General features: G+C 56.3%; 18 protein-coding genes. 10 read left to right on the top strand and 8 right to left on the bottom strand.

All coding sequences use genetic code 11. The features are described 5' to 3' along the window. Window positions 1-150: 150 nt before the first annotated feature. Together KO499_RS09000 and KO499_RS08995 are read left to right on the top strand one after the other, a co-directional pair. Window positions 151-393, top strand: a complete 243-nt coding sequence (locus KO499_RS09000) for a hypothetical protein (RefSeq protein WP_215983356.1) — start codon at window positions 151-153, stop codon at window positions 391-393. 119 nt (window positions 394-512) lie between these two features. Then, window positions 513-2150, top strand: a complete 1638-nt coding sequence (locus KO499_RS08995; RefSeq protein WP_215983355.1) for a methyl-accepting chemotaxis protein — start codon at window positions 513-515, stop codon at window positions 2148-2150. Window positions 2151-2185: 35 nt separating this feature from the next. Here KO499_RS08995 and KO499_RS08990 read toward each other — a convergent pair whose 3' ends face one another. Both KO499_RS08990 and KO499_RS08985 read right to left on the bottom strand, forming a co-directional pair. Beyond that, window positions 2186-2767, bottom strand: a complete 582-nt coding sequence (locus KO499_RS08990; RefSeq protein WP_215983354.1) for a YceI family protein — start codon at window positions 2765-2767, stop codon at window positions 2186-2188. A gap of 70 nt (window positions 2768-2837) precedes the next feature. Further along, window positions 2838-3383 carry a cytochrome b gene (locus tag KO499_RS08985; RefSeq protein WP_215983353.1) on the bottom strand — a complete coding sequence of 182 codons (546 nt, stop codon included), beginning with the start codon at window positions 3381-3383 and terminating at the stop codon, window positions 2838-2840. Between the two features lie 518 nt (window positions 3384-3901). On the opposite strand from KO499_RS08985, the gene KO499_RS08980 reads away from it, so the two are divergent. Further along, on the top strand, window positions 3902-5194 hold the full coding sequence (locus KO499_RS08980) for an EAL domain-containing protein (protein ID WP_228339792.1): 1293 nt from the start codon (window positions 3902-3904) through the stop codon (window positions 5192-5194). On the opposite strand, the gene KO499_RS08975 is transcribed toward KO499_RS08980, so the two are convergent. The 5 genes from KO499_RS08975 to KO499_RS08955 form a co-directional block, all read right to left on the bottom strand. Beyond that, window positions 5189-6967 (bottom strand): SLC13 family permease, encoded by a 1779-nt coding sequence (locus KO499_RS08975; RefSeq protein WP_215983352.1) that lies wholly within the window; start codon window positions 6965-6967, stop codon window positions 5189-5191. The genes KO499_RS08980 and KO499_RS08975 overlap by 6 nt on opposite strands. A 95-nt stretch (window positions 6968-7062) precedes the next feature. Continuing rightward, window positions 7063-8958, bottom strand: coding sequence for a DNA topoisomerase IV subunit B (gene parE, locus KO499_RS08970; protein WP_215983351.1), 1896 nt, complete (start codon window positions 8956-8958; stop codon window positions 7063-7065). A gap of 103 nt (window positions 8959-9061) precedes the next feature. Next, window positions 9062-9547: a protease complex subunit PrcB family protein gene (locus tag KO499_RS08965; protein ID WP_215983350.1), complete on the bottom strand. Its 486-nt coding sequence runs from the start codon at window positions 9545-9547 to the stop codon at window positions 9062-9064. Further along, the gene (locus KO499_RS08960; protein ID WP_215983349.1) at window positions 9544-12156 is read right to left on the bottom strand and encodes a S8 family serine peptidase; all 2613 of its coding nucleotides are present in this window, start codon (window positions 12154-12156) and stop codon (window positions 9544-9546) included. Before KO499_RS08960 ends, KO499_RS08965 begins: the two co-directional genes overlap by 4 nt. Before the next feature lie 219 nt (window positions 12157-12375). Next, window positions 12376-13026, bottom strand: coding sequence for a TetR/AcrR family transcriptional regulator (locus KO499_RS08955; protein WP_215983348.1), 651 nt, complete (start codon window positions 13024-13026; stop codon window positions 12376-12378). Window positions 13027-13151: 125 nt separating this feature from the next. On the opposite strand from KO499_RS08955, the gene KO499_RS08950 reads away from it, so the two are divergent. From KO499_RS08950 to KO499_RS08920, 7 genes are all read left to right on the top strand, one after another. Further along, window positions 13152-14948, top strand: coding sequence for an acyclic terpene utilization AtuA family protein (locus tag KO499_RS08950; RefSeq protein ID WP_215983347.1), 1797 nt, complete (start codon window positions 13152-13154; stop codon window positions 14946-14948). Window positions 14949-15098: 150 nt separating this feature from the next. After that, window positions 15099-15965: an SDR family oxidoreductase gene (locus KO499_RS08945; RefSeq protein WP_215983346.1), complete on the top strand. Its 867-nt coding sequence runs from the start codon at window positions 15099-15101 to the stop codon at window positions 15963-15965. A gap of 9 nt (window positions 15966-15974) precedes the next feature. After that, window positions 15975-17591 carry an acyl-CoA carboxylase subunit beta gene (locus KO499_RS08940; protein WP_215983345.1) on the top strand — a complete coding sequence of 539 codons (1617 nt, stop codon included), beginning with the start codon at window positions 15975-15977 and terminating at the stop codon, window positions 17589-17591. Window positions 17592-17641: 50 nt separating this feature from the next. Further along, window positions 17642-18802, top strand: a complete 1161-nt coding sequence (gene atuD, locus KO499_RS08935; RefSeq protein ID WP_215983344.1) for a citronellyl-CoA dehydrogenase — start codon at window positions 17642-17644, stop codon at window positions 18800-18802. Between the two features lie 24 nt (window positions 18803-18826). Continuing rightward, window positions 18827-19648, top strand: a complete 822-nt coding sequence (locus KO499_RS08930) for an enoyl-CoA hydratase/isomerase family protein (RefSeq protein WP_215983343.1) — start codon at window positions 18827-18829, stop codon at window positions 19646-19648. 155 nt (window positions 19649-19803) lie between these two features. Next, window positions 19804-21774: an acetyl/propionyl/methylcrotonyl-CoA carboxylase subunit alpha gene (locus KO499_RS08925; protein WP_215983342.1), complete on the top strand. Its 1971-nt coding sequence runs from the start codon at window positions 19804-19806 to the stop codon at window positions 21772-21774. After that, window positions 21771-22598: an SDR family oxidoreductase gene (locus KO499_RS08920; protein ID WP_215983341.1), complete on the top strand. Its 828-nt coding sequence runs from the start codon at window positions 21771-21773 to the stop codon at window positions 22596-22598. Before KO499_RS08925 ends, KO499_RS08920 begins: the two co-directional genes overlap by 4 nt. Before the next feature lie 27 nt (window positions 22599-22625). On the opposite strand, the gene KO499_RS08915 is transcribed toward KO499_RS08920, so the two are convergent. Next, window positions 22626-23606, bottom strand: coding sequence for an NADPH:quinone oxidoreductase family protein (locus KO499_RS08915; RefSeq protein WP_215983340.1), 981 nt, complete (start codon window positions 23604-23606; stop codon window positions 22626-22628). Window positions 23607-23712 lie beyond the last annotated feature (106 nt).

Below are 23712 nucleotides of genomic sequence, written 5' to 3'. Positions count from 1 at the left end.
CCTGCGGATTAATTGGCTAAAACTCCCCCCCTGCCTCATAGCAGTCTGATTCCAATAGCGGAATTCCCGCATGGAGAGTCTGTAAGGTGGGCCGTATTCTCCCCCGACGTGAATAGAAGACCGTTTTACTTCTCTGACAAGCGGAACACTATGAAACCCAACATCAAAGCCTGCGGGCAAGCCATGGTGACAGCCATGGTAAATGCGGTTCTGGCGGTGGCACTGATGCTTCTTGTAGAGTTTGCAATCAGTGGCAGCTTCCATGTCCCCGAGCCCTATCTTTGGGCGGGTTTCCTGATCTGGCTGGTCATCTTTGCCGGCCAGTTCTGGCGCCAACGACATCTGTGCAAATCCTGTAATACGCCGGGGGAGACAGCGGACTCCTCCCGGTGATCCGATCTGCTCCTGGCCCCTCCGCTTTTTGCCCGGGAGCAATTTCTCTAATTTTCAAAGATACAAAACCTGTCGCACTGCTATACTCATGAGTTAATGGGTCACTGCGGCAGAGATGTATGAACTTTCGTAAACACTTGGGACTTCGGGCAAAAGTTGCCCTACCTTTCATTATCACGGCGGTTGCGCTGGTGGTTATCGGTCTTTTCGCGGTCAGCACTGTCCGCAACCTTGTCTCCGATACCGATAACATCGCCGATGTCTATCTTCCGTCAGTCAGCGAAATTCTCAACGGTGATCGAGATCTCTACCAGGCTCTGGTCGCCCAAATGACCTATGTTGATGCGCTCCTCAATAACGAAGAGGGTGAAAGCCATCGGACCAGTTTTGAGGAGAACGCCGTTCAAGCCAGGGACCGTTTCAACCAAGCGGTCAGCAATCTTGAGGGAACCGGCGTGTCCGACGTTACCCGCGGATTCGATGCTGCGTATGAGCGCTGGCTGAGCTCTGCCCAGCAGGTTCTCAGGCTCGCAGAATCTGGCAATCCCGAACAGGCAAAATCTCTCGCAGCCAGTGAAACCAGCGACCTGTTCGACAGTCTGAGAAAGTACTTTGACGAGGTTGGCGCTCACGCTGACGCTCAGGCTCAAAGCCGGGCTGGAGAGGCATCCCTGGAAGGCCAGAACAGCTCAGTCACGATCCTGCTGATCACGGCCGCGGCAATCCTGATCAGCATCGTGCTGTTCGTGGCGTTCCTGAAGATGATCATTGGTTCAATCCAAGCGCTCAGAGATCAACTGGACAACATCGCCCAGGGAGAAGGTGACCTGACTCAGCGAATCCCCGTTGAACTGGACGATGACCTTGGCAAGCTCGCGAACAGCTTTAATCTGGTTCTTGAAAATCTGCAATCGATGATCAGCTCCATCCAGCAGCTCACTCAGGAGCTTGGTACCGGGGCTACCGACCTTGCGCGGGCCGCCAAGGATAATAACGACGGCGTTGCCCGACAGACCGACTCCATCTCCATGGTCGCGACGGCGATCAACGAGATGCAGAGCGCTATTGAAGAGGTAGCTGGCAATGCGTCAAGAGCCGCTGAGATCACTCGGGAGGCCGAAGAAAAAGGCACCAACGGTGCGCGCATTATCCGGAATTCTTCCGAGCAGGTGCACAGACTGGCAGCCCAGATTTCAAAAGCAGTAAACGTTATCCGTAAACTATCTGACGATTCCGATAACATCGCTTCCGTTCTGGACGTGATCAGAGGCATCGCGGAACAGACCAATCTACTGGCGTTGAATGCAGCGATCGAGGCCGCAAGAGCCGGTGAGCAAGGACGGGGGTTTGCGGTTGTCGCCGATGAAGTCAGAACTCTGGCGCAACGAACCGGGCAATCGACCGAAGATATTCAAACCATGATCACTACGTTACAGGCTGGCGTCGCCGACATTGTCGAGGTCATGGAGACGGGTAGTAAACAGGCAACCGAAACTGAAACGCTGGCCACCGATGCAGAGACTGAACTCAAAGCCATCCTCGAAGCCATGACAACTATCGCGGATGTGAACACCAGCGTTGCTTCGGCCACGGAAGAACAGACTCAGGTGGTTGATGAGATAAACCGCAGCATCACCGAGATTAACGACCTGGCAACGGAAAGTGCAAAACGCTCACAGGACATTAACGGCATCAGTGAATCCCTTGAGGGTTACGCACGAGAGTTGGAAAGCCAGACTGGCAGATTCCGGGTCTAGGCCCCGGAAACTGCCAGAGACGAAGCCAGACCCTATTACTGGCGAATACCTTCGACAGAAATTTCAATTTCAACAGTCTCGGACGCTTTCCCGAGTTCCATCGGAATACCAAAATCTTTGAGGCGGAGCTCGGTTTCCGCCTCAAAGCCCATGCGGTAGCCTCCCCAGGGGTCTTCTCCATAACCCAGCATTTCGGCTTCGAGGGTTACTTCTTTCGTGACGCCACGGAGAGTGAGATCCCCGATGATGTCAGCCTCACCGTCGTCATCCAGGATTACGCGCTTGCTCTTGAAGGTTGCTTGCGGGAACTCATCAACATACAGAAAGTCTTCGCCGCGCAGATGCTTATCACGCTCCGCATGATTTGAATCCACGCTAGCCGTGTCGATTGTCACCGTGACGCTGCTGTTTTCCGGGTTCTCGGCGTCATAAACGAATTCACCGTCAAAATCGTTGAAACGGCCGTAAAGCCAGCTATAACCCAGATGAGAAATCTTGAAAGTAACAAACTGGTGGGCACCTTTGGTATCGAACGCGTAAGTGCCGCCATGCTCGTTGGCATGAGCTGCACCGGCAAGCGCCATCGACACAGCAGTTGCAAGTAGAACCTTTTTCATCTTTATCTCCCTTTATTTCATTGATACCCGATTCCCGGGTGCTAGATGACGATAAAAAGCGGAAGGCAGATCAGCGCCCCAACATGCGTCGCAGTGTGCGGTCGCGATCAAACAGATGGTGTTTGAAGGCACCCATCGCATGAACAAAGGCCAGTCCCACAACGGCCCAGGTTGACCAGTAGTGAACCATGCCTGCGGTGTCCTCCATCCCTTTTATCTGGCCAGTAACTGAGGGCACTTCGAACCAATCAAATACACTGATTGAAGAGCCATCAGCCGTCGATATCAGGTAGCCGCTAACCATGGCTACAAAAATCAGCACGTAAAGCATCAGGTGAACCAGATGGGCGCTTCGAACTTCCCAGCGCTTGTGGCCAGCCAGAGGCTTCGGCGAAACGTTCAGCGCCCTCCAGACAACCCGCAACAGCATAAGCATCAGTAACAGAATGCCCACACTACGATGAATCTCCGGCGCCCTTCGATACCAGTCGTCGTAATACGACAGACCCACCATCCAATAGCCCAGTCCAAAAAGACCAAACACCGCCAGCGCAACCAGCCAGTGGATTGAGATAGTCACAACACCGTAGCTGACTGAGGTGTTCCTGAATTGCATGATGAGAAGTTCCCCGTTCCCTGGTTAAGACATTAGGCCGAAGTTTAAATCCTTATATCTTTGAAAAACATCTAAAAATTTTGCAACGTTACATCAGAAATTCTGATCATTCTCAAACCTTTACCTTTGGTCGCATACGGGTTTTACGGATTGTTCAAATTTATACCAGCGATAGACTGAGGTTATATTTTGGACGCCCCGTCTGGGGCCTCATTGACCGAGAGGACAGGACATGGAAATCGAATTCGACGAAAGCGTCGTTGTACCGAGCAATAATTGACGCACTGGCGGTCCTTCCGGATCGCCGGTTTGTGCCACTTGCTCCTGAAGACAAAGAAAGCTGGAAACCGTTCCCGGTTTTTTCATGAAATAGTGGCAATAGACACAAATTTTTGGCAGTCTTCTTCCCAACTATCAGTAACTTCTCGATTTTTCGCCCGTTACCTGTACTTTAGGAAGACAGTGCTGGAGCCAGAATAGGGCGGCTGATGCGTTCGCTAATTCAATCAGAATCGCCTATGTCGAAACGCCTCCCTGAAAAGCTGACGGCTCCGGAAGTGGAACTGTTATCCCCTATGCTGAACAGAGAAGGCGATTCATGGACCGCTGGCTTTCGCGGACTCACGCTCCGAACAGCACTGCAACCTATCTACAGCATCTCGCACAAACGTGTCGTTGGTTACGAAGCACTGATCCGGGCCTTTGATAATGACAACTCTGCCGTCATTCCGCTTCACCTTTTCCAGCTACCAACCTCCAAAGCCGAGAATCTGCTCCTTGATCGGCTTTGCCGTTACCTGCACATACGCAATTACAGTTGTGTTCAGGATCAATTGAATTGGCTTTTCCTTAATGTATCGCCGCAAGTAGTAACCAACGGAAGCCAGACCGATTCGTTTTTCGGACAGTTGCTCGCAGAAACCGGGCTTCCTCCGCATCGCATTGTCATGGAAATTGTCGAGCAACCGGCGGACGACGCAGAACGACTCCGGGAAACTGTCGCTTACTACAAGAAGCTGGGTTGCCTTACTGCAATTGACGATTTCGGAGCCGGACACTCGAATTTTGAGCGGATCTGGAACTTGTCGCCGGATATCGTGAAACTCGACCGAAAATTACTGACTCGGGCGACGAACGATCACAAAGCACGCCAAATCCTGAACGGTATCGTCTCGCTTCTGCATCAATCCGGCTGCCTGGCACTTCTGGAAGGCGTGGAAACCCGGGATCAGGCCATGATATCAATCGATGCTGGCGTTGATTTCGTTCAGGGTTTCTATTTCCAGAAACCGAGCACCGACCTGGAGCATCTGCCCCATGCGCCCGCCGATTTCGACTGCCTGTTGCAGGAATACAAAGCACGCAACCAGCTAGCTCTGGACCCGACGCGGCAACTGGTGGAATTTTTCAGTGAATTTTTTGATCGGGCGATCACGAAGCTTTGCAGCGGCATGAGCATGCCACAGTCCTGCCTGGAACTGCTGAACCATCCCGCAGTCTCCCGCTGCTACCTGGTCGACGATAAAGGTATTCAGATTGATGACACCCTGGTCTCCGATGCCGGAAATCGCAGCATGGATCCGCGTTTCAAGCCGCTGGAAAGTACCAGCAGCGCCGACTGGTATCGCCAACAATACCTTCGCCAGGCCCTGATTCAACCCAAAAACCTGCACGTAACAGCCCCCTACCTCTGCATTACCGGAGCTTATATGTGCGTCACGCTATCGCTGGGATATTATCAGAACGGCAACCTCCAGGTTCTCTGCTGCGACATTCTCGCCAACCCGAACTCTACCGATCACCTGTCATAAGCCAGGGCTGATACCGTATACCATGGCAATCGTTACGACCGTGACTGCGCCGATAAATACATTCATTGGCAGGCCCACCCGCACGAAGTCACTGAATCGATAACCTCCTGGCCCGAAAACCATCATGTTGGTCTGGTACCCGAGCGGCGTCGCGAAGCTTGCCGAGGCTGCCATCATAACAGCTATCACAAACGGCTCCGCCGCCACCCCCATACTGGTCGTCATTGAGAGCACAATGGGTATCACCAGCACAGCCGCAGCGTTGTTCGTAATGACCTCGGTAAGCACGGACACCACAAGATAGACCAGCAGGATGGTCAAAAACACATTCCCCTGACTGAAATCGAGAATGCCTTTAGCAACAAACCCTGCTGCGCCGGTCTGCTCAAGGCCTGCCCCCATGGCGAAGGAGGCCGCAATGGTAAGAATAACCGGTACATCCACCGATTTCTGGGCCTGACCAACCGAACAGCAGCCGGTCACAATCATCCCCGCCGCACCCAGCAAAGCCGCGTTAAGCATGCTCAGGGTGCCACAGGCCGCAAGCCCGACCACTAGCAACAGAATCCCCCAGGATAACCAGGCCCGATCATGCCGAGGCGTCTCGGTTTCCAGATCATTGATCAGCAGAAAGTCCTTGTTGTAACGCTGGCGGCTGACAAACGCAGGTCGGGCTTCCAGAAGCAGAACATCACCAGGTTTAAGCCGAATATTCCCGAGATTCCCGGAGACACGCTCCCCTCCCCTGGCTACCGCCAGGACAACAGCCCCGTACCGGTCCCGGAAGCGAGCATCCCGAATCGTCAGCCCTAGCACATCAGATTGAGGCGACAATGCGGCTTCCACCAATCGCCGCTCGGCCCGGTCTTTGCTCAGACTCGGTTCATCTTCGTGTACCGACGGGACGATACCATTGATCCGAAGCAGGTCTGAAATGGCCTGGGTATCACCGGCAAACACGAGACGGTCGCCGCCCCGAAGTCGTTCTTCAGAGGGCACCGCGGTGACTACACTGCCATCCCGTTCAATCTCCACAAGATACAGCCTTTCCAACTCTCGCAGCCCGGCCTCACCCACGGTCTTCCCGACCAATGGCCCCTCGAACGACACGGCCACTTCCAGGGTAAATTCTCTCATGGACCCGAATTTCTGCTGATCTTTGCGATCCGGAAGAACTCTGGGCATTACCAGCAACAACACGGCCACACCGACGATTGCAACCGGCAATCCGACCGCAGTAATCGAGAAGACCGAGAAGCCTTGCTCTCCGGTCAATTGCTGATATTGACCATTAACAACCAGGTTTGTACTCGTGCCGATCAGCGTCAGAGTGCCCCCCAGAATGGCGGAGTAACTCAGTGGAATCATCAATTTCGAGGGCGAAATGCCGATTTTTCGGGACCAGGCATGCACCGCAGGAATCATGGTGGCTACGACCGGAGTATTGTTGAGGAAGCCACTCAGAAGAGAGACCGGAATTGCAATCCGTGCCTGGGCAGACCGAACGGTCTTGGGATTGCGAAGAAGGTGGTGCACCAGCAGGTCGACACCACCGGAATGGTGAATGCCGGACGCAACCACAAACATGGCGACAACGGTAATCAGCCCACTATTGCTGAATCCTGAAAGAGCCTGTTCCGCAGACACAATCCCACTGGCACTGAGGACTACCAGCACGCCCATCATAACCAGATGAGGCGCAAATCGCCCTACACTCATCAGCATCAGCGCTGTACCTGCGAGGCCCAGCGTAAACCAGCCTTGCCAGTCCATCAACGGTTCTTCCCGATCAGAAAACTGGCAGGATAACGAGTTTGTAGAATGCAGAGAAAGAATAAAGAATGCTTTTTATAGCACCACAGAGAATATCAGACTTCAATATCCGCCATGTTTCCGTATGCCTCTAGCCATGCTCTCCGATCAGATGCCCGCTTTTTGCCCAGCAACATGTCCATGCGGCTGTCTGTATCGTCACCATCCTCGATGGTCAGCATGACCAGACGACGGGTGTCCGGAGCCATGGTGGTTTCACGCAGTTGTAGCGGATTCATTTCACCCAGCCCCTTGAAGCGGGTAACCGAAACTTTTCCCCGACGCCCCTCTGCGGCAATACGATCGATGATCCCCTGCTTTTCATGTTCATCCAGGGCGTAGAAGGTTTCTTTTCCAAGATCCACCCGATAAAGGGGCGGCATGGCCACAAACACGTGGCCGGCAGCAACAACCGGGCGGAAATGTTTGACGAACAGTGCACACAGCAAAGTGGCAATGTGAAGACCATCCGAGTCCGCATCTGCAAGAATGCAGACCTTGTTGTATCGAAGCCCATCGAGCTGATCGGAACCGGGGTCCACACCAATGGCGACTGCGATATCGTGCACTTCCTGGGAAGCAAGGATCTCGCCGGAATCCACCTCCCAGGTATTGAGAATTTTCCCCCTCAACGGCATAACCGCCTGAAACTCCCGGTCACGGGCCTGTTTGGCAGAACCACCTGCTGAGTCACCTTCGACCAGAAAAAGCTCGGAACGGGCGGTATCGCTGCCCGAGCAATCCGCCAGCTTACCGGGTAGCGCCGGGCCAGAAGTGACTTTCTTCCGGGCCACTTTTTTGCTGGCCCGCAGACGTCGCTGGGCATTACTGATAAACAACTCGGCCAGCACTTCCGCTACATCGGTATGCTGGTTCAGCCAGAGGCTGAAGGCGTCCTTTACCACCCCAGAGATGAAGGCCGCCGCCTCCCGGGAAGACAGACGCTCCTTGGTCTGGCCGGAAAACTGGGGTTCCTGCATCTTGAACGACAGGACAAAGGCTGCTCGTTCCCAGATATCCTCGGGTGAGAGCTTGACACCACGAGGTAACAGGTTGCGAAACTCACAGAACTCTCGCATGGCTTCGAGCAACCCTGTACGCAGTCCGTTTACATGGGTTCCGCCCTGAGCCGTGGGGATAAGGTTGACGTAGCTTTCCGTAATAGCTTCACCCCCCTCAGGCAACCACTGAATCGCCCAGTCGACCGCTTCCTTGTTACCGGAAAAACTGCCGGTGAACGGTTCCAATGGCACCGCTTCGATGTCTGCGAGAGCGGTACGCAGGTAGTCCCGCAAGCCGTCTTCGTAGAACCATTCGTCCTTTTCGCCGTTTTTTTCCTGGAGAAAGGTCACCGTAAGGCCCGGGCACAGAACCGCTTTGGCCCTCAGATTGTGGCGAAGCCGGCTCACAGAAAAGTTAGGGCTATCGAAGTAGGTCACGTCCGGCGTGAACTTCAGACGGGTACCTGTGTTGCGCTTCCCAACGGTATCGATCACTTCAAGCTCTGAAGCTTTCTCACCATTGGCAAACGTCATTCTGTGCAGTTGGCCATCCCGCTTGATGGTCACTTGCAGATGTGTAGACAGAGCGTTAACAACGGAAACGCCAACACCGTGCAGACCACCGGAAAAGTTGTAATTGCCCTGGGAAAATTTGCCGCCGGCATGGAGCCGGGTCAGGATCAGCTCAACACCAGGCAGTCCTTCTTCCTTGTGAAGGTCCACCGGCATCCCCCGGCCGTCATCTTCGACACTCAGTGAGCCATCACTGTACAACACGACATCGATTCGCTTGGCGTGCCCCGCCAATGCCTCATCAACGCTGTTATCAATAACTTCCTGCGCCAGATGATTGGGCCGACTGGTATCTGTGTACATCCCGGGGCGCTTTCGCACCGGATCCAGTCCACTCAGTACTTCAATAGCGTCGGCGTTATATTGTTGCTGGCTCATGGGCAGGAACTGACTCCGAGATTGATAGAAAAAGCTGAATCATAGCTTAGGGATTCGTAAAGAAAGATCAACGGTTGATTTAAGCACCCCTGGGCGGGCTCAGTTATCTGAGATCCCGGACCAATGGCTTGTCGGTGACACCGACTATCTCAAGCCGTTGCCATTTCGTGGCCGGCACAGCCACGATTGCGCAAGGGGATGTGATGACCTGTGCAACAATCATGTCCGGCTCCGGTTTCCTCACGAACATTTCCAGTGTCAGGGTTTCCCCCGCAAAACGAACATTGTCCAGCGCAACGCTGAAACCCGCTGTCGGCTTTTGGCCGAGTGTTACGAAAACAAGATGCTCGCTGGCAAAATCCACTTCACGAATCATCTTGGTACTGAAATTCTGACCACTGACACCCAGCAACGGCTCCAGGTCCTCTGCAGAAGCAACGTAAGCCACGCCCGGTCCCCTGAGGCCACAGTAGGCCGAATGCGTAATCTGCCGCACTTCGGCAACACTATCGACTGCCACAGAACTGCAGGCAGCAAGTGAAAACGCCATTGTCACCGCGCAGCAGGCGGCTAAACGCTTGAACTTCATTGAGACAGCTTGCTCCCATTCGTTGAAGGGCTATCGCTGTTATCCAGCAAGCGATACCCTGAAAACTCAGGTCTGGGCAGTAGATCCAGCGAAGACCCGGAAATGGTCGGCCGGGTAAAGCTGGTTGTCATGGTAATGTCTTCCAGTCCCTGCCCCGCTTCAATGGTAATGACTTCCCGCAATCCCGATACGGGATATTCGGCGCAGGCTTCGCCGGGCTGACAAATAATTCCGTCGCCATCGATATCAGAGCCAGCAACCAGATAGTAGGATCCGGGCGCCATTTCATACAATTCCTTTGGTTCCACCCCGTCATCCGGTTCAAAACGGAAGGTGTAATTCCCGTTGTTCACTTCCACCGCCACCTGGGATTCAGCCTCATACAGCCCTTCATCATTCGGCTGTGTATTGACCAGGAGCACAAAATGATCGCCCGCTGTTCGAGCAAGCTCATCCGATAGCACCTGGGCAACAACCGGTATACTGAGGCTTCTGGAAACTCCATCTGCGGTGTACGCCACCTGAATGGTTTCCCGGTAGGATACGTTGGCCTCAAGAGCCGATTCCTCGAGGGCAAATTCCAGCGCGATAGTGCCGTCCGGGAGATCGCTTCGTGTGACAGTGAACCACGGTGGCGCTTCCGACACCGAATCGATAACGACCGATCCCTGACCAATTTTGCTAAGGCTTACTGTCTGCGCCAGCGACGTTTCACTACCCAGAAACAACTGAGACGGCGATGGAGAAAGTACCGTGACATCACCAATAGCCTGTAATGCTTTCGAGGCATCAAGAATGCCGAAACCGAACTGGTCCGACCGAACACCTGAAAAATCCGTCAATTCCCCGGCTTCAAGCAAACCCCGGATGTTCTGATAATCGGTCTGACCGGACTCCTGCTTCAGCAACGCAATGACACCGGCAACATGAGGTGCGGCCATGGATGTCCCCTGCAGCCCGATGTAACTGGCCTCAAACCCGTTGCCTCGATCGACCGCACTAGTGCTCCAGACAACATCAGCTCTACCGTCGTTGTTACCATCTCGACTGGCATCACCGCCCGGCGCCGCAAGGTCTATCCAGGAGCCAAAATTCGAATATGAGGCAAGACGCCCGCCACCGTCGACCGAGCTGACCGCAAGCACATTGGGGGAGGCAGCCGGGAAACTTGGCTGGGACGTAGCCGAATTGCCAGCCGCCCCAACAAAGATCATATCCCGCTCATTCACTCCGAAGACAATGGCGTCTTCCAGTTGTTGAATCTCCGGCAGTCCACCAAGACTGAGGTTGACGACCTGCGCGCGCTCCGGACTGTTATCAGACTGCCCGGTAACCCAGCGAATGCCCTCGATCAAGTCATCCGAGGTGCCTGTGCCGCCCTCACCCAGAACTCTGACTGGCACAATGCGACTCCCGTAGGCAACGCCGCCGATTCCCATGGTATTCACTACGGCGCCAATCGTGCCCGCGACATGGGTACCGTGGAATACGCTGGAACCAACGCTGTTGCCCGGATCTTCCGGATAGCTGTCATTGTCGACGAAATCGCGGCCGGGATCGACATTGGCGTCCAGATCAGGATGCCACGCCGAACTGTCGGAGGGACTGAACAAGCCAGTATCAAGCACCGCGACGCTGACACCCGTCCCACCTTCCGGAGCAAGCTGCCAGGCTACCGGGCCATTGATCAGATTATAGTGCCACTGCAGCGCATACATCTCCTCGTCGACCGGCGTGCTCGTGGTGGTAAACCGGTAATTGGGTATCGCCGAGGACACCTCCGGACGCTTTCGCAACTCGGCAATCCAGGCCAGCGTTCTTGCCTCGGAAGAACCATCTGCCGTTGCGCTACCCAGCGCCTGCGCTGGCATTCTCATCAGCCAGTCCGATTCGCCGAGTTGTCGCTCCATAACCGCCGTTTGAGCGGAAAACGCTGCGATACCAGCCGATGGTACTGACTTCAAGGTTACGATCGCTTCCTCTGCTGCAAACTCCTGATCGGGCCAACTCAAGCTCAAAGAACCAAACTGTTCCGTTGTGGCCTTTACAAGTACGTACCGTGCAGGAACACTACCGCCCGTGGTTACCTTTACCGAATAATCCTGTTCCGGATATCCGTCAGCCAGCCTGACCTCGGCGGGCGGGGAATCTCTATCGGTTGTCTGAAAATTCGTACCTGACCCGTCCAGCAGCGAAAGCGTCAATTCCGGATTACCCGCCCGGCTTCCAAGGCTCTCCAAACGCAGTGTTTCTCCCGGAGCCAAAGGGACCGAAAAGATGTCTTCCGGATCGGCCTCAAAACCCAAAAACTGACCATTGGTGCGTCCGTAGCTTCCCCGTGCACCGCTGACATAGCCCGCCAGAATAAAACTCACGGGGAGTGTCTGGCTGCCAACGGAGGGCTCGGCAGCGATCAACGACAATTGATCCATGGTGTCCCAGTCAACCCGGCTGCCGGCCTCAATGGCAATCTGACCGGTCAATGCATTGTCGGGCTCAGTCGCAGGAAGCTCCGGGCTTTCGCTACTACCACCCCCGCCACCGCAGCCAGCCAGAACCAGAAGACCAGAAACAAGCGGAAGGAGTCTGTAACCTGAAAATGTAGCCATGAGAAGAGATCACCATCGCGTTAACTATATCGTGAAGGATAACCTGATCCTGGTATCCTACGCTGATTGATTCTCCTGTCCTACGTTTCTTTATTCACTTCAGATGCAACACACAGAATGCGGCTCCACCCTTCCGACCTTTATCTGTGATGGCGTGTATTCAAACCGCGAAAGTGCAGCTTGAGCGTTGCCAGCCAAGAGATCGTGTTTCGCTCCGCTTCACTTTTTTGTCATTGCCATCATCGCCATCACCTGATCGGTCAGACCATCCAATGTCAGACCTCCCCGTTCTGGTTTGTACCAGGTTACGGTCCAGCTCAGCGCGCCGGTCAACATCCGGCGAACCACAAATGGCTTTGCCTCCAGAGCGCCTTCCTGCTCAAGCGATTCCAGCACATCCAGCCAAAGTTGTTCATAGATGTCGCGTAGCTCCAGCACCTCCGCCTGGGAAGTGACGGAGAGGCTACGCCACTCGAATACCAGTACTGCCATCGCCTCACCGGTCTGGCCATTAATCGACTCAAGTTCAGCACGAACCAAACCACGCAGCTTTTCCCTATTCGTATCGGCGGCCTCCATGGCGGCCTGCATGAGCGCGGTGTTCAACCGAATCGTTTCCACCATCACTGCTTTAAGGATCTCTTCCTTGGTTCGAAAATGGTGAAACAGGCTGCCCGACTGAATACCTACTGCGGACGCAAGATCACGAACCGTGGTTCGCTCGTAGCCTTTTTCCCGGAAGAGCCGGGCCGCCTCTGTGAGCAGGCGTCCACGGGCACTGCCAGGATCAGAGACGAGGTTCTCGGCAATCAGGGACTGGAGAATTTGGTTCTGGCTCACTGAGGCTACCCATTGGCAAAAAGAGGCCATCAATTCTACCTGAAACCTTCCTGTTTACAAACCAAGCGCTTGCTTGGTATCGTCAGCTGCATCGCATCAAAAATCAGCGATTGCCACACGCATGGAATCGGATATCAGAGACAGGGCACAGGAACATGGCTGAATCACCCAAAACTGTTCGCATCGGTTGTTCCTCAGCTTTCTGGGGCGATACAGAAACCGCCGCTTCGCAACTGGTTTACGAAGGCAACATTGACTACCTCGTTGCGGATTATCTGGCCGAAATCACCATGTCCATCATGGCCGGCCAGAAAATGAAGGACCCAACTCAGGGTTACGCACGGGATTTTGTCCAGACAGTCATGGCCCCGTTACTCGGCGACATTAAGGCGAAAGGCATCCGGGTGCTGGCCAATGCCGGCGGGGTGAACCCGGTCGCTTGTCGCGATGCCCTGCAGGCGCTGTGTGAAAAGGCAGGCGTGCAAATGAAGATCGCTCTGGTACTGGGCGATGACCTGCTGATGAAGAAGAAAAAACTGGCGGATATGGGCATTACAGAAATGAGTTCCGGTCAGCCAATGCCACCAATGATGGTCAGCCTGAACGCTTACCTGGGCGCGCCCGGCCTTGTTGCAGCCCTGGAACAGGGCGCAGATATCGTGATCACCGGCCGGGTTGCCGACAGCGCTTTGGTGCTGGCCCCACTGGTGCATGAATTCGGATGGCACTGGACAGACTACGACAAGCTGGCCCAGGGCAGTCTTGCCGGGCATCTGCTTGAGTGTGGTGCCCAGTCTACCGGCGGCAACTTTACCGACTGGGAAGAAGTGGCCGACGGCTACGCAAACATGGGCTTCCCGATTGCCGAAGTGGCTTCCGATGGCAGCTTTTTCATCACCAAGCCCGACGATACCGGAGGTCTGGTCAGTCGTGGCACCGTAGCCGAACAGCTGGTCTATGAAATTGGTGATCCCAGAGCCTACCTCCTGCCAGATGTCACCTGTGATTTTACCAACGTTGAGCTGGAAGAAACCGGTAAAGATGCGGTGCAGGTTCGAGGTGCCAGAGGGCTTCCTCCAACAGACAGCTACAAAGTGTCGGGCACCTGGCCGGACGGTTTCAAATGCACAGTCACGTTTCTTTTGGCCGGCATGAATGCCAAAGCCAAGGCGCAAACCGTCGCCCAGGCCATACTGACAAAGACCTCGCGCATGTTCGCAGAGCGCGGCTTGCCCGATTACAGTGAAACCAGTATTGAGCTTCTGGGCACAGAGGCGACCTATGGCGCCCATGGCCGTGGCGAGAACCGCCGGGAAGTCGTGGTCAAAATCAGCACTGCCCATCAGAAGAAGGAAGCCCTGGTGCTGTTCTCCCGAGAAATCGCCCAGGCAGCAACGGGGATGGCGCCGGGCATTACCGGGATTGTTGGTGGGCGGCCTACGGTCTGGCCGAAGATCCGGCTGTATTCATGCCTGGTACCTAAAAACGAGGTAGCGGTGTCGGTGGATCTGGATGGCAACCGGCAACCGGTCGAGGTGGAAAACAGCGGCGGGTTCAGCCCTGACTTACTTCAGCCACAATCATTCACTGACGAAACGACCGCCACCGACACCACGGTGCCTCTGGTTGAACTGGCCTGGGCCCGGAGTGGCGACAAGGGCGACCACAGCAACATTGGCGTGATTGCCAGGAAAGCAGAGTATCTGCCGTTTATCGAGGCGGCCCTGACGGAATCGGCCGTCGCGGACTGGATGGCCCACACGCTGAGTCCTGAAACCGGCCGTGTAACCCGCTGGGCGCTGCCCGGATTTCATGCGCTCAATTTCCTGCTGGAGCACAGCCTCGGCGGCGGCGGGGTCGCCAGCCTGCGGATAGACCCCCAGGGAAAGGCGTTTGCCCAGCAGCTTTTGGAATATCCGGTGCCCGTCCCCTCCGAGCTGGTAGAGCGTTAGTTCCCTGATGCATGCACTCTGGCTGCTCGCCCCTTCCGGGACCCGCTGTGAATACGTCCCTGTACGCTTGATCGCAGCATCCCTGCTGCACACAGTCCCGGAAGGGGCGAGCAGCCAGAGTGCCCGAACATTGGAAAAGGTCGACAAGATATGAGCTATCAATCTGTTTTTCATCCGGATCTGTTCAAGGACCAGGTGTTTATTGTTACCGGCGGCGGTTCCGGCATTGGCCGGTGCACCGCCCATGAACTTGCCGCCCTCGGGGCGCGGGTTGCCCTGGTCGGCCGCAAAGTCGAGAAAGTGGAATCTGTAAAAGCAGAGATCACGGAAGACGGTGGCATCGCTTCTGCTCATGTTTGCGATATCCGGGAAGAAGACTCTGTAAAGGCGACCGTGAAGGCAATTATTGCCGAGCATGGTGGCTTGAACGGTCTGGTAAACAATGCCGGAGGACAGTTCCAGGCACCGCTGACCGGGATCAACCAGAAAGGCTGGGAAACGGTGGTGCGCACCAACCTGACCGGCGGCTTCCTGATGGCTCGGGAAGCCTACACCCAGTCGCTTTCCAGAACGGGTGGTGCCATCGTCAATATCGTCGCCGATATGTGGGGCGGGATGCCCGGCATGGGGCATTCGGGTGCCGCAAGAGCCGGGATGGTCAATTTCACCCAGACCGCAGCGGTTGAATGGGGCGCCTCTGGCGTTCGGGTGAACGCAGTCGCGCCAGGCTGGATTGCCTCCAGTGGCATGGACAACTACCCCGAACACATGAAGCAATGGATCCGAAGCCTTGGCGACAACGTGCCGATCAAACGGATGGGTACCGAGTCCGAAGTCAGCTCTGCAATCTGTTTTCTGCTGAGCCCCGGTGCCGCGTTTATCAGTGGCGACTGTCTGCGGATCGACGGCGCAGCGTCGCATGGTGGCCGGGTCTGGCCGCTACCAAAAGCCAAAAACAACGAACCCTACAACGGCTTTCACCGCGCCATTACCCCGAACGTTCTGAGCGACGACTGAGGAGCAGCCATGCAGGTACTTGAATCCAGGGTAAGCTCCCAATCTGACACCTTCCGCGCCAACGCCGAAGCCATGGAAGCTCATATCACCGGGTTTCGCGAAGTGGAACAGAAGGTTCTTGATCTGGCGGAAACCGCCCGGGAAAAGTTCACCAGGCGAGGCAAACTGCTTCCGAGAGACCGCATCAACCGGTTGCTCGATCGTGGCACGCCCTTCCTGGAACTCTGTTCCCTGGCAGGCTACAAGATGCATGATGACAAGGACGGTAGCCTGGCAGGCGGCGGGATTATCGCCGGCATCGGCTATGTCAGTGGCATTCGCTGCCTTGTCGTTGCCAGCAACAGTGCCATCAAAGGCGGCACAATTACGCCGGCCGGCCTGGACAAAACCCTGCGACTCCAGCAGATCGCCATGGAAAACAAGCTTCCCGTGGTTTCCCTGTCTGAAAGCGGCGGCGCCAATCTGAACTACGCTACCGATATCTTCGTGCTGGGTGCCCGGGGCTTTGCCAACCAGGCCCGCATGTCCGCCGCCGGCATTCCCCAGGTGACCGTAGTGCATGGCAACGCCACGGCGGGTGGCGCCTATCAGCCAGGCCTCTCCGACTACGTGATCGTGGTTCGCGAGCAGGCCAAGATGTTTCTCGCTGGCCCTCCCCTTCTCAAAGCGGCCACGGGTGAAGTCGCCACAGACGAAGAACTCGGCGGCGCCGAGATGCATGCCACGGTAGCCGGCACGGCCGAGTACCTGGCCGAAGACGATGCCGACGGCATCCGCCAGGCCAGAAACATCCTTGAAGCCCTGCCCTGGAACGAGCAGCTGCCGGTACCGCGGGAAATGACCTGGGAGGAGCCCCTGTACCCGGCCGATGAACTGCTGGGCGTTATCCCGGCAGACTCGAAAAAGCCTTATGACGTGCGGGAAATCCTTGCCCGAATCGCCGACGGATCCAGGTTCATGGATTTCAAGAATGAGTTCGACAACCAGACGGTATGCGGCACCATTCGGATTGAAGGCCATTCGGTCGGCATCATCGGCAACAACGGCCCGATCACTCCAGCAGGTTCCGCCAAGGCAGCCCAGTTTATCCAGCTCTGCGATCAGGCCGGAACGCCCCTGTTGTTCCTGCACAACACCACAGGATTCATGGTGGGCACCCACTCCGAGCAGAATGGCATCATCAAACACGGCTCGAAAATGATTCAGGCGGTGGCCAACTGTCGGGTGCCAAAAATCGCCATCGTGATCGGCGGTTCCTATGGCGCAGGCAACTATGCCATGTGTGGGCGTGGTCTGGACCCAAGATTCATCTTCGCCTGGCCCAACAGCCGAACCGCTGTCATGGGGCCGGCACAGGCCGGCAAGGTAATGAGAATCGTGGCGGAGGATAAACAACGCCGCGGCGGCATAGAGCCGGATCCAAAGACACTGGATTTTCTGGAGCAGGCTACGGCGAAAAAACTCGAAGAAGGCTCAACTGCACTGTTTGGAACAGCCCGGTTGTGGGATGACGGACTGATTGATCCACGGGATACACGACGGGTTCTGGCACTGATTCTGGACACCTGTCGCGAGGCAGATGCCCGTCAGTTGCGGCCTAATACGTTTGGGGTGGCCCGCCTCTGAGCCTTCGAGCTTTGAGCGCGGGAACTTTCTATCAGTAGGAGAACAATAACGTGAAATTCACAGCCGAACACGAAGCCCTTCGGAAAACCGTCCGGGATTTCGTCGAGAAGGAAATCAATCCCTATTGCGACGAATGGGAAGCAGCCGGAGAGTTCCCGATTCACGAGCTCTTCAAAAAGCTCGGCAACCTCGGGATCCTGGGCATCCAGAAGCCGGAAGAGTATGGCGGTATGGGCCTGGATTACAGCTACAACCTGGTAGCGGCGGAAGAACTGGGCATGGCTCATTGTGGTGGAGTTCCGCTGGCCATTGGCGTCCAGACCGACATGTGTACCCCGGCTATTTCCCGGTTTGGCTCCGATGAACTGAAACGCAGTTTCCTGGCCCCCGCCATTGCCGGCGACATGGTGGGATGCATCGGCGTCAGTGAAGTCGGTGCGGGATCCGACGTCGCAGGGCTGAAGACCACCGCAAAGAAAGACGGTGAAGACTACATCATCAACGGCTCCAAGATGTGGATCACCAACAGCCCCAATTCCGATTTCATCTGCTTGCTGGCCAACACCTCCGACGACTCAGCCCACAAAAACAAATCCCTGATCGTGGTGCCCACCAAGACCCCCGGCATCACCTTCAGCCCTCACCTCAACAAGCTGGGCATGCGCTCCTCCGAAACTGCCCAGATTTTCTTTGACGACGTTCGCGTACCCCAGCGCTACCGGATTGGCGCCGAGGGGACCGGGTTCATGATGCAGATGCTGCAGTTCCAGGAAGAACGTCTCTGGGGTGCGGCAAACGTGATCAAAGCGCTTGAGAACTGCATTACGAAGACCATCGAATACTGCCGCGAGCGCCAGACCTTTGGTCAGCCCTTGATCGACAACCAGGTCATCCACTTCCGTATGGCCGAACTGCAAACCGAAGTCGAAGCCCTGCGCGCCCTTACCTACCAGGCCTGCGAACTGCACGTTGAAGGCAAGGATGTGACACGCCTGGCTTCCATGGCCAAGCTCAAGGCCGGACGTCTGGGACGCGAAGTAACGGACAGCTGTCTGCAGTACTGGGGCGGCAATGGATACATGTGGGACAACCCGATTTCCAGGGCACACCGCGATGTTCGGCTGGTGTCTATCGGCGGTGGTGCCGACGAAATCATGCTCGGAATCATCTCCAAGATGATGGGCACCCTTCCGGGCAAGAAACGCGACTGAGGTCTGTTTATTGTGGAGTCATCTATGAATCAACTACCACATTGTGAAACTCTTCTCCTGGAAAAACAGGGCCCCACCCTGTTTATCACCATCAACCGCCCGGACGTCCGCAACGCCATGAGCCTGCAGATGGTGGCGGAACTGTCCGCGGTGTTTGCCCAGATTGCAAATGACCTGCACATCCGGGCAGTCGTCATTCGCGGCGCCGGTGGTCATTTCTGCGCCGGCGGCGATATCAAAGACATGGCCGGTGCGAGGGGCCAGAACGTGGCCGAAGGTGAAACCGATCCCTTCTACCGCCTGAACAGAGCCTTCGGCCAGATGATCCAACAGGTCAACGAATCCTCAAAAGTTGTTGTCGCGGTCACCGAAGGTGCAGTTATGGGCGGTGGCTTCGGCCTGGCCTGCGTTTCCGACGTCGCCATCGCCGGCCCAACGGCAAAATTCGGCATGCCGGAAACCTCACTGGGGGTCATTCCCGCCCAGATTGCGCCATTTGTGGTTGAACGAATCGGCCTGACCCAGGCCCGAAGGCTGGCTTTACTGGGTTCAAGAATCAACGCGAACGAGGCCTGCCGTCTTGGAATCGTTCACCAGGCGGCCTCTTCGGATGATGAACTGGAAGAGATGCTGACCAACGCCTTGGATCGTGTTCGCCATTGCGCACCGGTTGCCACCGCTGAAACCAAGGCGTTACTGCATCGGGTGGGTCATGAACCGATGAGCGGTTTGCTGGACAGCGCGGCTGAGAAGTTTGCCGAAGCCATTCGGGGAAGCGAAGGGACTGAGGGCACTGTGGCCTTCATGCAGAAACGCCCTCCGGCATGGGTCGAATCCAACGACTGAGTTACGGGGGAGCGAGTGGGTGTGGGGAGGCTTTCAGGAAATGTCGGCGGCCATGGATGGCCGACGTCAAGCGCACATGGATGTGCTCGTAGCGGTTTCCTGAAAGCCTCGCCGCACCTGCTCGCGGACTGGCACAAAACAATGAGACCAGCACCATGCTAAAAAAACTATTAATAGCCAACCGGGGCGAAATCGCAGTTCGGGTCATCCGTACAGCCAAAGCCCTCGGTTACCGCACCGTGGCCGTCTACTCCGAGGCCGACGCCAAGGCCATGCATGTGGAACTGGCCGACGAAGCCGTGTGCATTGGTCCGGCACAGGTATCTGCCTCCTACCTGAACAGCGACGCCATCCTTGATGCCGCCCGCAAAACCAGCGCCGACTGCATCCACCCCGGCTACGGCTTCCTGTCCGAGAATGCCGCCTTCGCCAACGCGTGCAAAGACGCCGGTCTGGTCTTTATTGGCCCGCCAGCATCCGCCATCGAACTCATGGGCAGCAAACGCCGATCCAAAATTGCCATGCAGCAAGCCGGCGTGCCCGTCGTTCCTGGCTACGAAGGCGACGACGCCAGCGACGACCAACTCATCGCCGCCGCCAAAGAAATCGGCTACCCGCTGATGATCAAAGCCTCCGCCGGCGGTGGTGGCCGGGGTATGCGATTGGTTGAAAGCGAATCCGGGCTGGCAGAAAGCATCAGACGGGCCCGCTCCGAGTCGAAGCAGGCTTTCGGCGACAACGAACTGATCCTCGAGAAAGCCGTCATCGAGCCTCGCCATGTGGAAATCCAGGTGTTTGCTGATCGCCACGGCAACGTGGTGTACCTGGGGGAGCGGGACTGCTCCGTTCAGCGCCGGCACCAGAAAGTGGTTGAAGAAGCCCCGTCCCCGTTCGTAACACCGGAGTTGCGCAAAGCCATGGGCGAAGCTGCAGTAAAAGCTGCCCGGGCCTGCCATTACGAGGGCGCGGGCACCGTCGAATTCCTTGTGGACAAGAACCGGAATTTCTACTTCCTGGAAATGAATACCCGCCTTCAGGTCGAACACCCGGTTACCGAACTTATTACCGGCCAGGATCTGGTCGCCTGGCAGCTCACCGTCGCCGAGGGGCTTGCCTTACCTCTGGCGCAGGACGATATCTGCCTGAACGGCCACGCCATCGAGGTGCGCCTTTACGCCGAGGATCCGGCATACGGTTTTACCCCCCAGACAGGTCTTCTCTGTGCGTTTGAGCCCGCTGAGGGCGAGGGCCTTCGCTACGATTCCGGTGTGCGGACCGGCGATACCATCACGCCTCATTACGACCCCATGCTGGCCAAAGTCATCGCCTGGGGTCAGAACCGGAATGAAGCTCGACGCCGGTTGATCCGGGCCCTTGAGGACACCACGGTGTTCGGAGTCACCACCAACCGGCACTTTCTCAGCCGTATCATCGCAAACGAAACCTTCGGCGCGGGCGAGGCTACCACAGCCTTCCTGCAACAAACCTTCAGTAACGACCCGTCCCTGCATCCCCAAACACCGGATATCCGGCAACTGGCCCTGGCCGCTTGCGTGCTTGATCATGGAACCTCTGGCCAGAGCGCCTGGAGCAATGCGCCAGCCACCATGACACCGATCAGACTTGAAACCGGCGACACCACCGTTGAGTTACTGGTGACCCGCAACGGTCACCGGTTGTCAGTACTCATGGGCGAGAACCGTCATACCCTGATACTCGATAACCAACACGATGGCCAACTGAGCGTTATCGACAACGGCGTTCGTCAGACATGCCACTATCACCGCCAGGGCGAACTCCTGTTTTTACAGGCGTTCGGGCAGTCCTGGTCGGTGCGAGATGTCACTCACCAACCTTCGCAGGGTGCCGCTAGTGCAGGCAGCGGTCGCATCCAGGCAACCATGGATGGCGCCATTATTAATGTCGTGGTCGAAGCCGGCCAGAGCGTTCGCCAGGGCGATACGTTGGTCATACTGGAAGCCATGAAAATGGAGCATCCGGTAACAGCCGACCGCGACGGCGTTGTCAGTGAGCTATATGCCGGCATGGGTGACCAGGTGAAACGCAATCAGTTACTGGTGGAGATTATCGCCAACGAAAGTTTCGAAAAGGAGAATAACGGATGACTAGCTTGCGTAACCGCACCGTCTTTATCACCGGCGCAAGCCGGGGCATCGGCCGGGCTATTGCTCTTGCCTGTGCCCGCCAGGGCGCAAACGTTGTTATTGCCGCCAAATCGGACACAGCACACCCGAAGCTGCCCGGCACTATTCATACCGTGGCGGAAGAAGTGCACGAAGCCGGCGGTAGGGCACTGGCTCTGGTTCTGGATGTACGGGATGAGAAGCAGATTCGCCAACGCATGGATGAAGCGGGCGAATACTTTGGCGGCATCGATGCCCTTGTGAACAACGCCGGCGCCATCCGACTGACCGGCGTGGAAAAACTCAAGGTCAGCCGGTACGACCTCATGCACCAGGTCAACGCCCGGGCAGTCATGGCCTGCAGTCAGGCTGCCCTGCCCTGGCTGAAACAGTCAGACCAGGCCCACATCCTGAGCTTGTCTCCCCCCCTGAATCTGGATACCCGGTGGTTCGCCCAGTACGGCCCCTACACCACCACAAAGTACGCCATGACCATGCTCAGTCTGGGCATGGCGGAAGAGTTCAAGCAGTACGACATTGCGGTTAACACGTTGTGGCCAAAAACACTGGTTGCCACGGCGGCCATCGAGTTCGAAGCAGGCGGGCCCCAGATGATGGCCCGGGGCAGGAAGCCGGACATCATGGCCGACGCTGCCGTCAGTATTCTGAACCGGGCGCCTGGGACCATGACCGGACAGAATCTGATCGACGAAGACCTGTTGAGGCAGGACGGCATGACTGATTTCGAGCACTACCGGTATGAGCCGGGCGACAAGCCGTTGATGCCAGACCTGTTTCTGGACTAGCCCGAGGCGTTATGGCCGGGATACCCTTCAGGAGCCGACCTTCAGAACGACCTTGCCGGTGGCTCGCCGTTCAGTCAGCGAGCCCAGGGCCTTGGCGTAATCCCCAAATTCAAAGACTTCGCTGATCTTCGGGTCAATCTTGCCTTCACCGTAGAGTTTCATCAGCTCCAACATATTCTGGGCACTGGCCTCCGGCTCACGCTGGGTGAAACTGCCCCAGAAGACACCCACGACCGAACAGCCTTTTAGCAGGGTCAGGTTCGCCGGGACTTTAGGGATGTCTCCAGCGGCGAAGCCGATAATGAGATGCCGACCGTTCCAGGCCATCGCACGAAGAGCCTGCTCCGTAAAGTCTCCCCCTACCGGATCGTAGATGACATCCACGCCCTTACTGTGGGTGAGCTTCTTGATCGCGTCTTTGAGTGGCTCTTCGGAATAATTGATCAGCTCGTCAGCGCCGGCTTCTTTAGCCACGGCAAGCTTCTCGGCGGAGCTCGCAGCGGCAATAACATGCGCCCCCATGGCCTTGCCAAGTTCAACGGTTGCCAGACCAACACCACCACTGGCACCCAGAACCAAGAGGGTTTCACCGGGCTGAAGGTTGGCGCGTTGTTTCAGCGCGTAATAGGACGTTCCGTAAACCATGGTGAAGGCGGCAGCCTTCTCGTCAGACATGCCATCGGGAACGGGCAAAAGGTTCTGCTCGGGTACGATTACTTCTTCGGCAAAGGCTCCGTAACCAGTCAGGCCCGCAACCCGGTCTCCAGTCTTGAACCGGGTGACCTTATCACCGACTTCAATAACCTCTCCTGCCATTTCTCCACCCGGTGAAAACGGCATGGTGGGCTTCAACTGGTACTTGCCTTCAATAATCAGGGTATCCGGAAAGTTCAGGCCCGCGGCCTTTACCCGCACCTTGACACCACGGCCTTTCACCTCGGGGCTGGGCACATCGTCAATGACCAGCTTTTCGGCCGGTCCGTATTCCTTGCAGAGAATAGCTTTCATGGACTCTTCGTTCCTGTTCTGATCGGGTTCCAGGCGAATCGTGCCTGCTTCGTGATACCCGTCACGCTAAACAGAGTCGGGTCATGAAGCAAATAAAGCTCTTTTA

Source organism: Marinobacter sp. F3R08, assembly GCF_018860425.1.
In the GTDB taxonomy this organism is placed as follows: Bacteria; Pseudomonadota; Gammaproteobacteria; order Pseudomonadales; family Oleiphilaceae; genus Marinobacter.
The sequence above is the reverse complement of the archived record's forward strand: the minus strand, read 5'-3'. Positions and strand labels throughout refer to the sequence as shown.

What these genes read in the sequence shown, in the direction of transcription:
- KO499_RS09000 (WP_215983356.1), top strand. Translation starts at nt 151, where the DNA reads ATGAAACCCAACATCAAAGCCTGCGGGCAAGCCATGGTGACAGCCATG.
- KO499_RS08995 (WP_215983355.1), top strand. Translation starts at nt 513, where the DNA reads ATGAACTTTCGTAAACACTTGGGACTTCGGGCAAAAGTTGCCCTACCT.
- KO499_RS08990 (WP_215983354.1), bottom strand. Translation starts at nt 2,767, where the DNA reads ATGAAAAAGGTTCTACTTGCAACTGCTGTGTCGATGGCGCTTGCCGGT.
- KO499_RS08985 (WP_215983353.1), bottom strand. Translation starts at nt 3,383, where the DNA reads ATGCAATTCAGGAACACCTCAGTCAGCTACGGTGTTGTGACTATCTCA.
- KO499_RS08980 (WP_228339792.1), top strand. Translation starts at nt 3,902, where the DNA reads ATGTCGAAACGCCTCCCTGAAAAGCTGACGGCTCCGGAAGTGGAACTG.
- KO499_RS08975 (WP_215983352.1), bottom strand. Translation starts at nt 6,967, where the DNA reads ATGGACTGGCAAGGCTGGTTTACGCTGGGCCTCGCAGGTACAGCGCTG.
- parE (WP_215983351.1), bottom strand. Translation starts at nt 8,958, where the DNA reads ATGAGCCAGCAACAATATAACGCCGACGCTATTGAAGTACTGAGTGGA.
- KO499_RS08965 (WP_215983350.1), bottom strand. Translation starts at nt 9,547, where the DNA reads ATGAAGTTCAAGCGTTTAGCCGCCTGCTGCGCGGTGACAATGGCGTTT.
- KO499_RS08960 (WP_215983349.1), bottom strand. Translation starts at nt 12,156, where the DNA reads ATGGCTACATTTTCAGGTTACAGACTCCTTCCGCTTGTTTCTGGTCTT.
- KO499_RS08955 (WP_215983348.1), bottom strand. Translation starts at nt 13,026, where the DNA reads ATGGCCTCTTTTTGCCAATGGGTAGCCTCAGTGAGCCAGAACCAAATT.
- KO499_RS08950 (WP_215983347.1), top strand. Translation starts at nt 13,152, where the DNA reads ATGGCTGAATCACCCAAAACTGTTCGCATCGGTTGTTCCTCAGCTTTC.
- KO499_RS08945 (WP_215983346.1), top strand. Translation starts at nt 15,099, where the DNA reads ATGAGCTATCAATCTGTTTTTCATCCGGATCTGTTCAAGGACCAGGTG.
- KO499_RS08940 (WP_215983345.1), top strand. Translation starts at nt 15,975, where the DNA reads ATGCAGGTACTTGAATCCAGGGTAAGCTCCCAATCTGACACCTTCCGC.
- KO499_RS08930 (WP_215983343.1), top strand. Translation starts at nt 18,827, where the DNA reads ATGAATCAACTACCACATTGTGAAACTCTTCTCCTGGAAAAACAGGGC.
- KO499_RS08925 (WP_215983342.1), top strand. Translation starts at nt 19,804, where the DNA reads ATGCTAAAAAAACTATTAATAGCCAACCGGGGCGAAATCGCAGTTCGG.
- KO499_RS08920 (WP_215983341.1), top strand. Translation starts at nt 21,771, where the DNA reads ATGACTAGCTTGCGTAACCGCACCGTCTTTATCACCGGCGCAAGCCGG.
- KO499_RS08915 (WP_215983340.1), bottom strand. Translation starts at nt 23,606, where the DNA reads ATGAAAGCTATTCTCTGCAAGGAATACGGACCGGCCGAAAAGCTGGTC.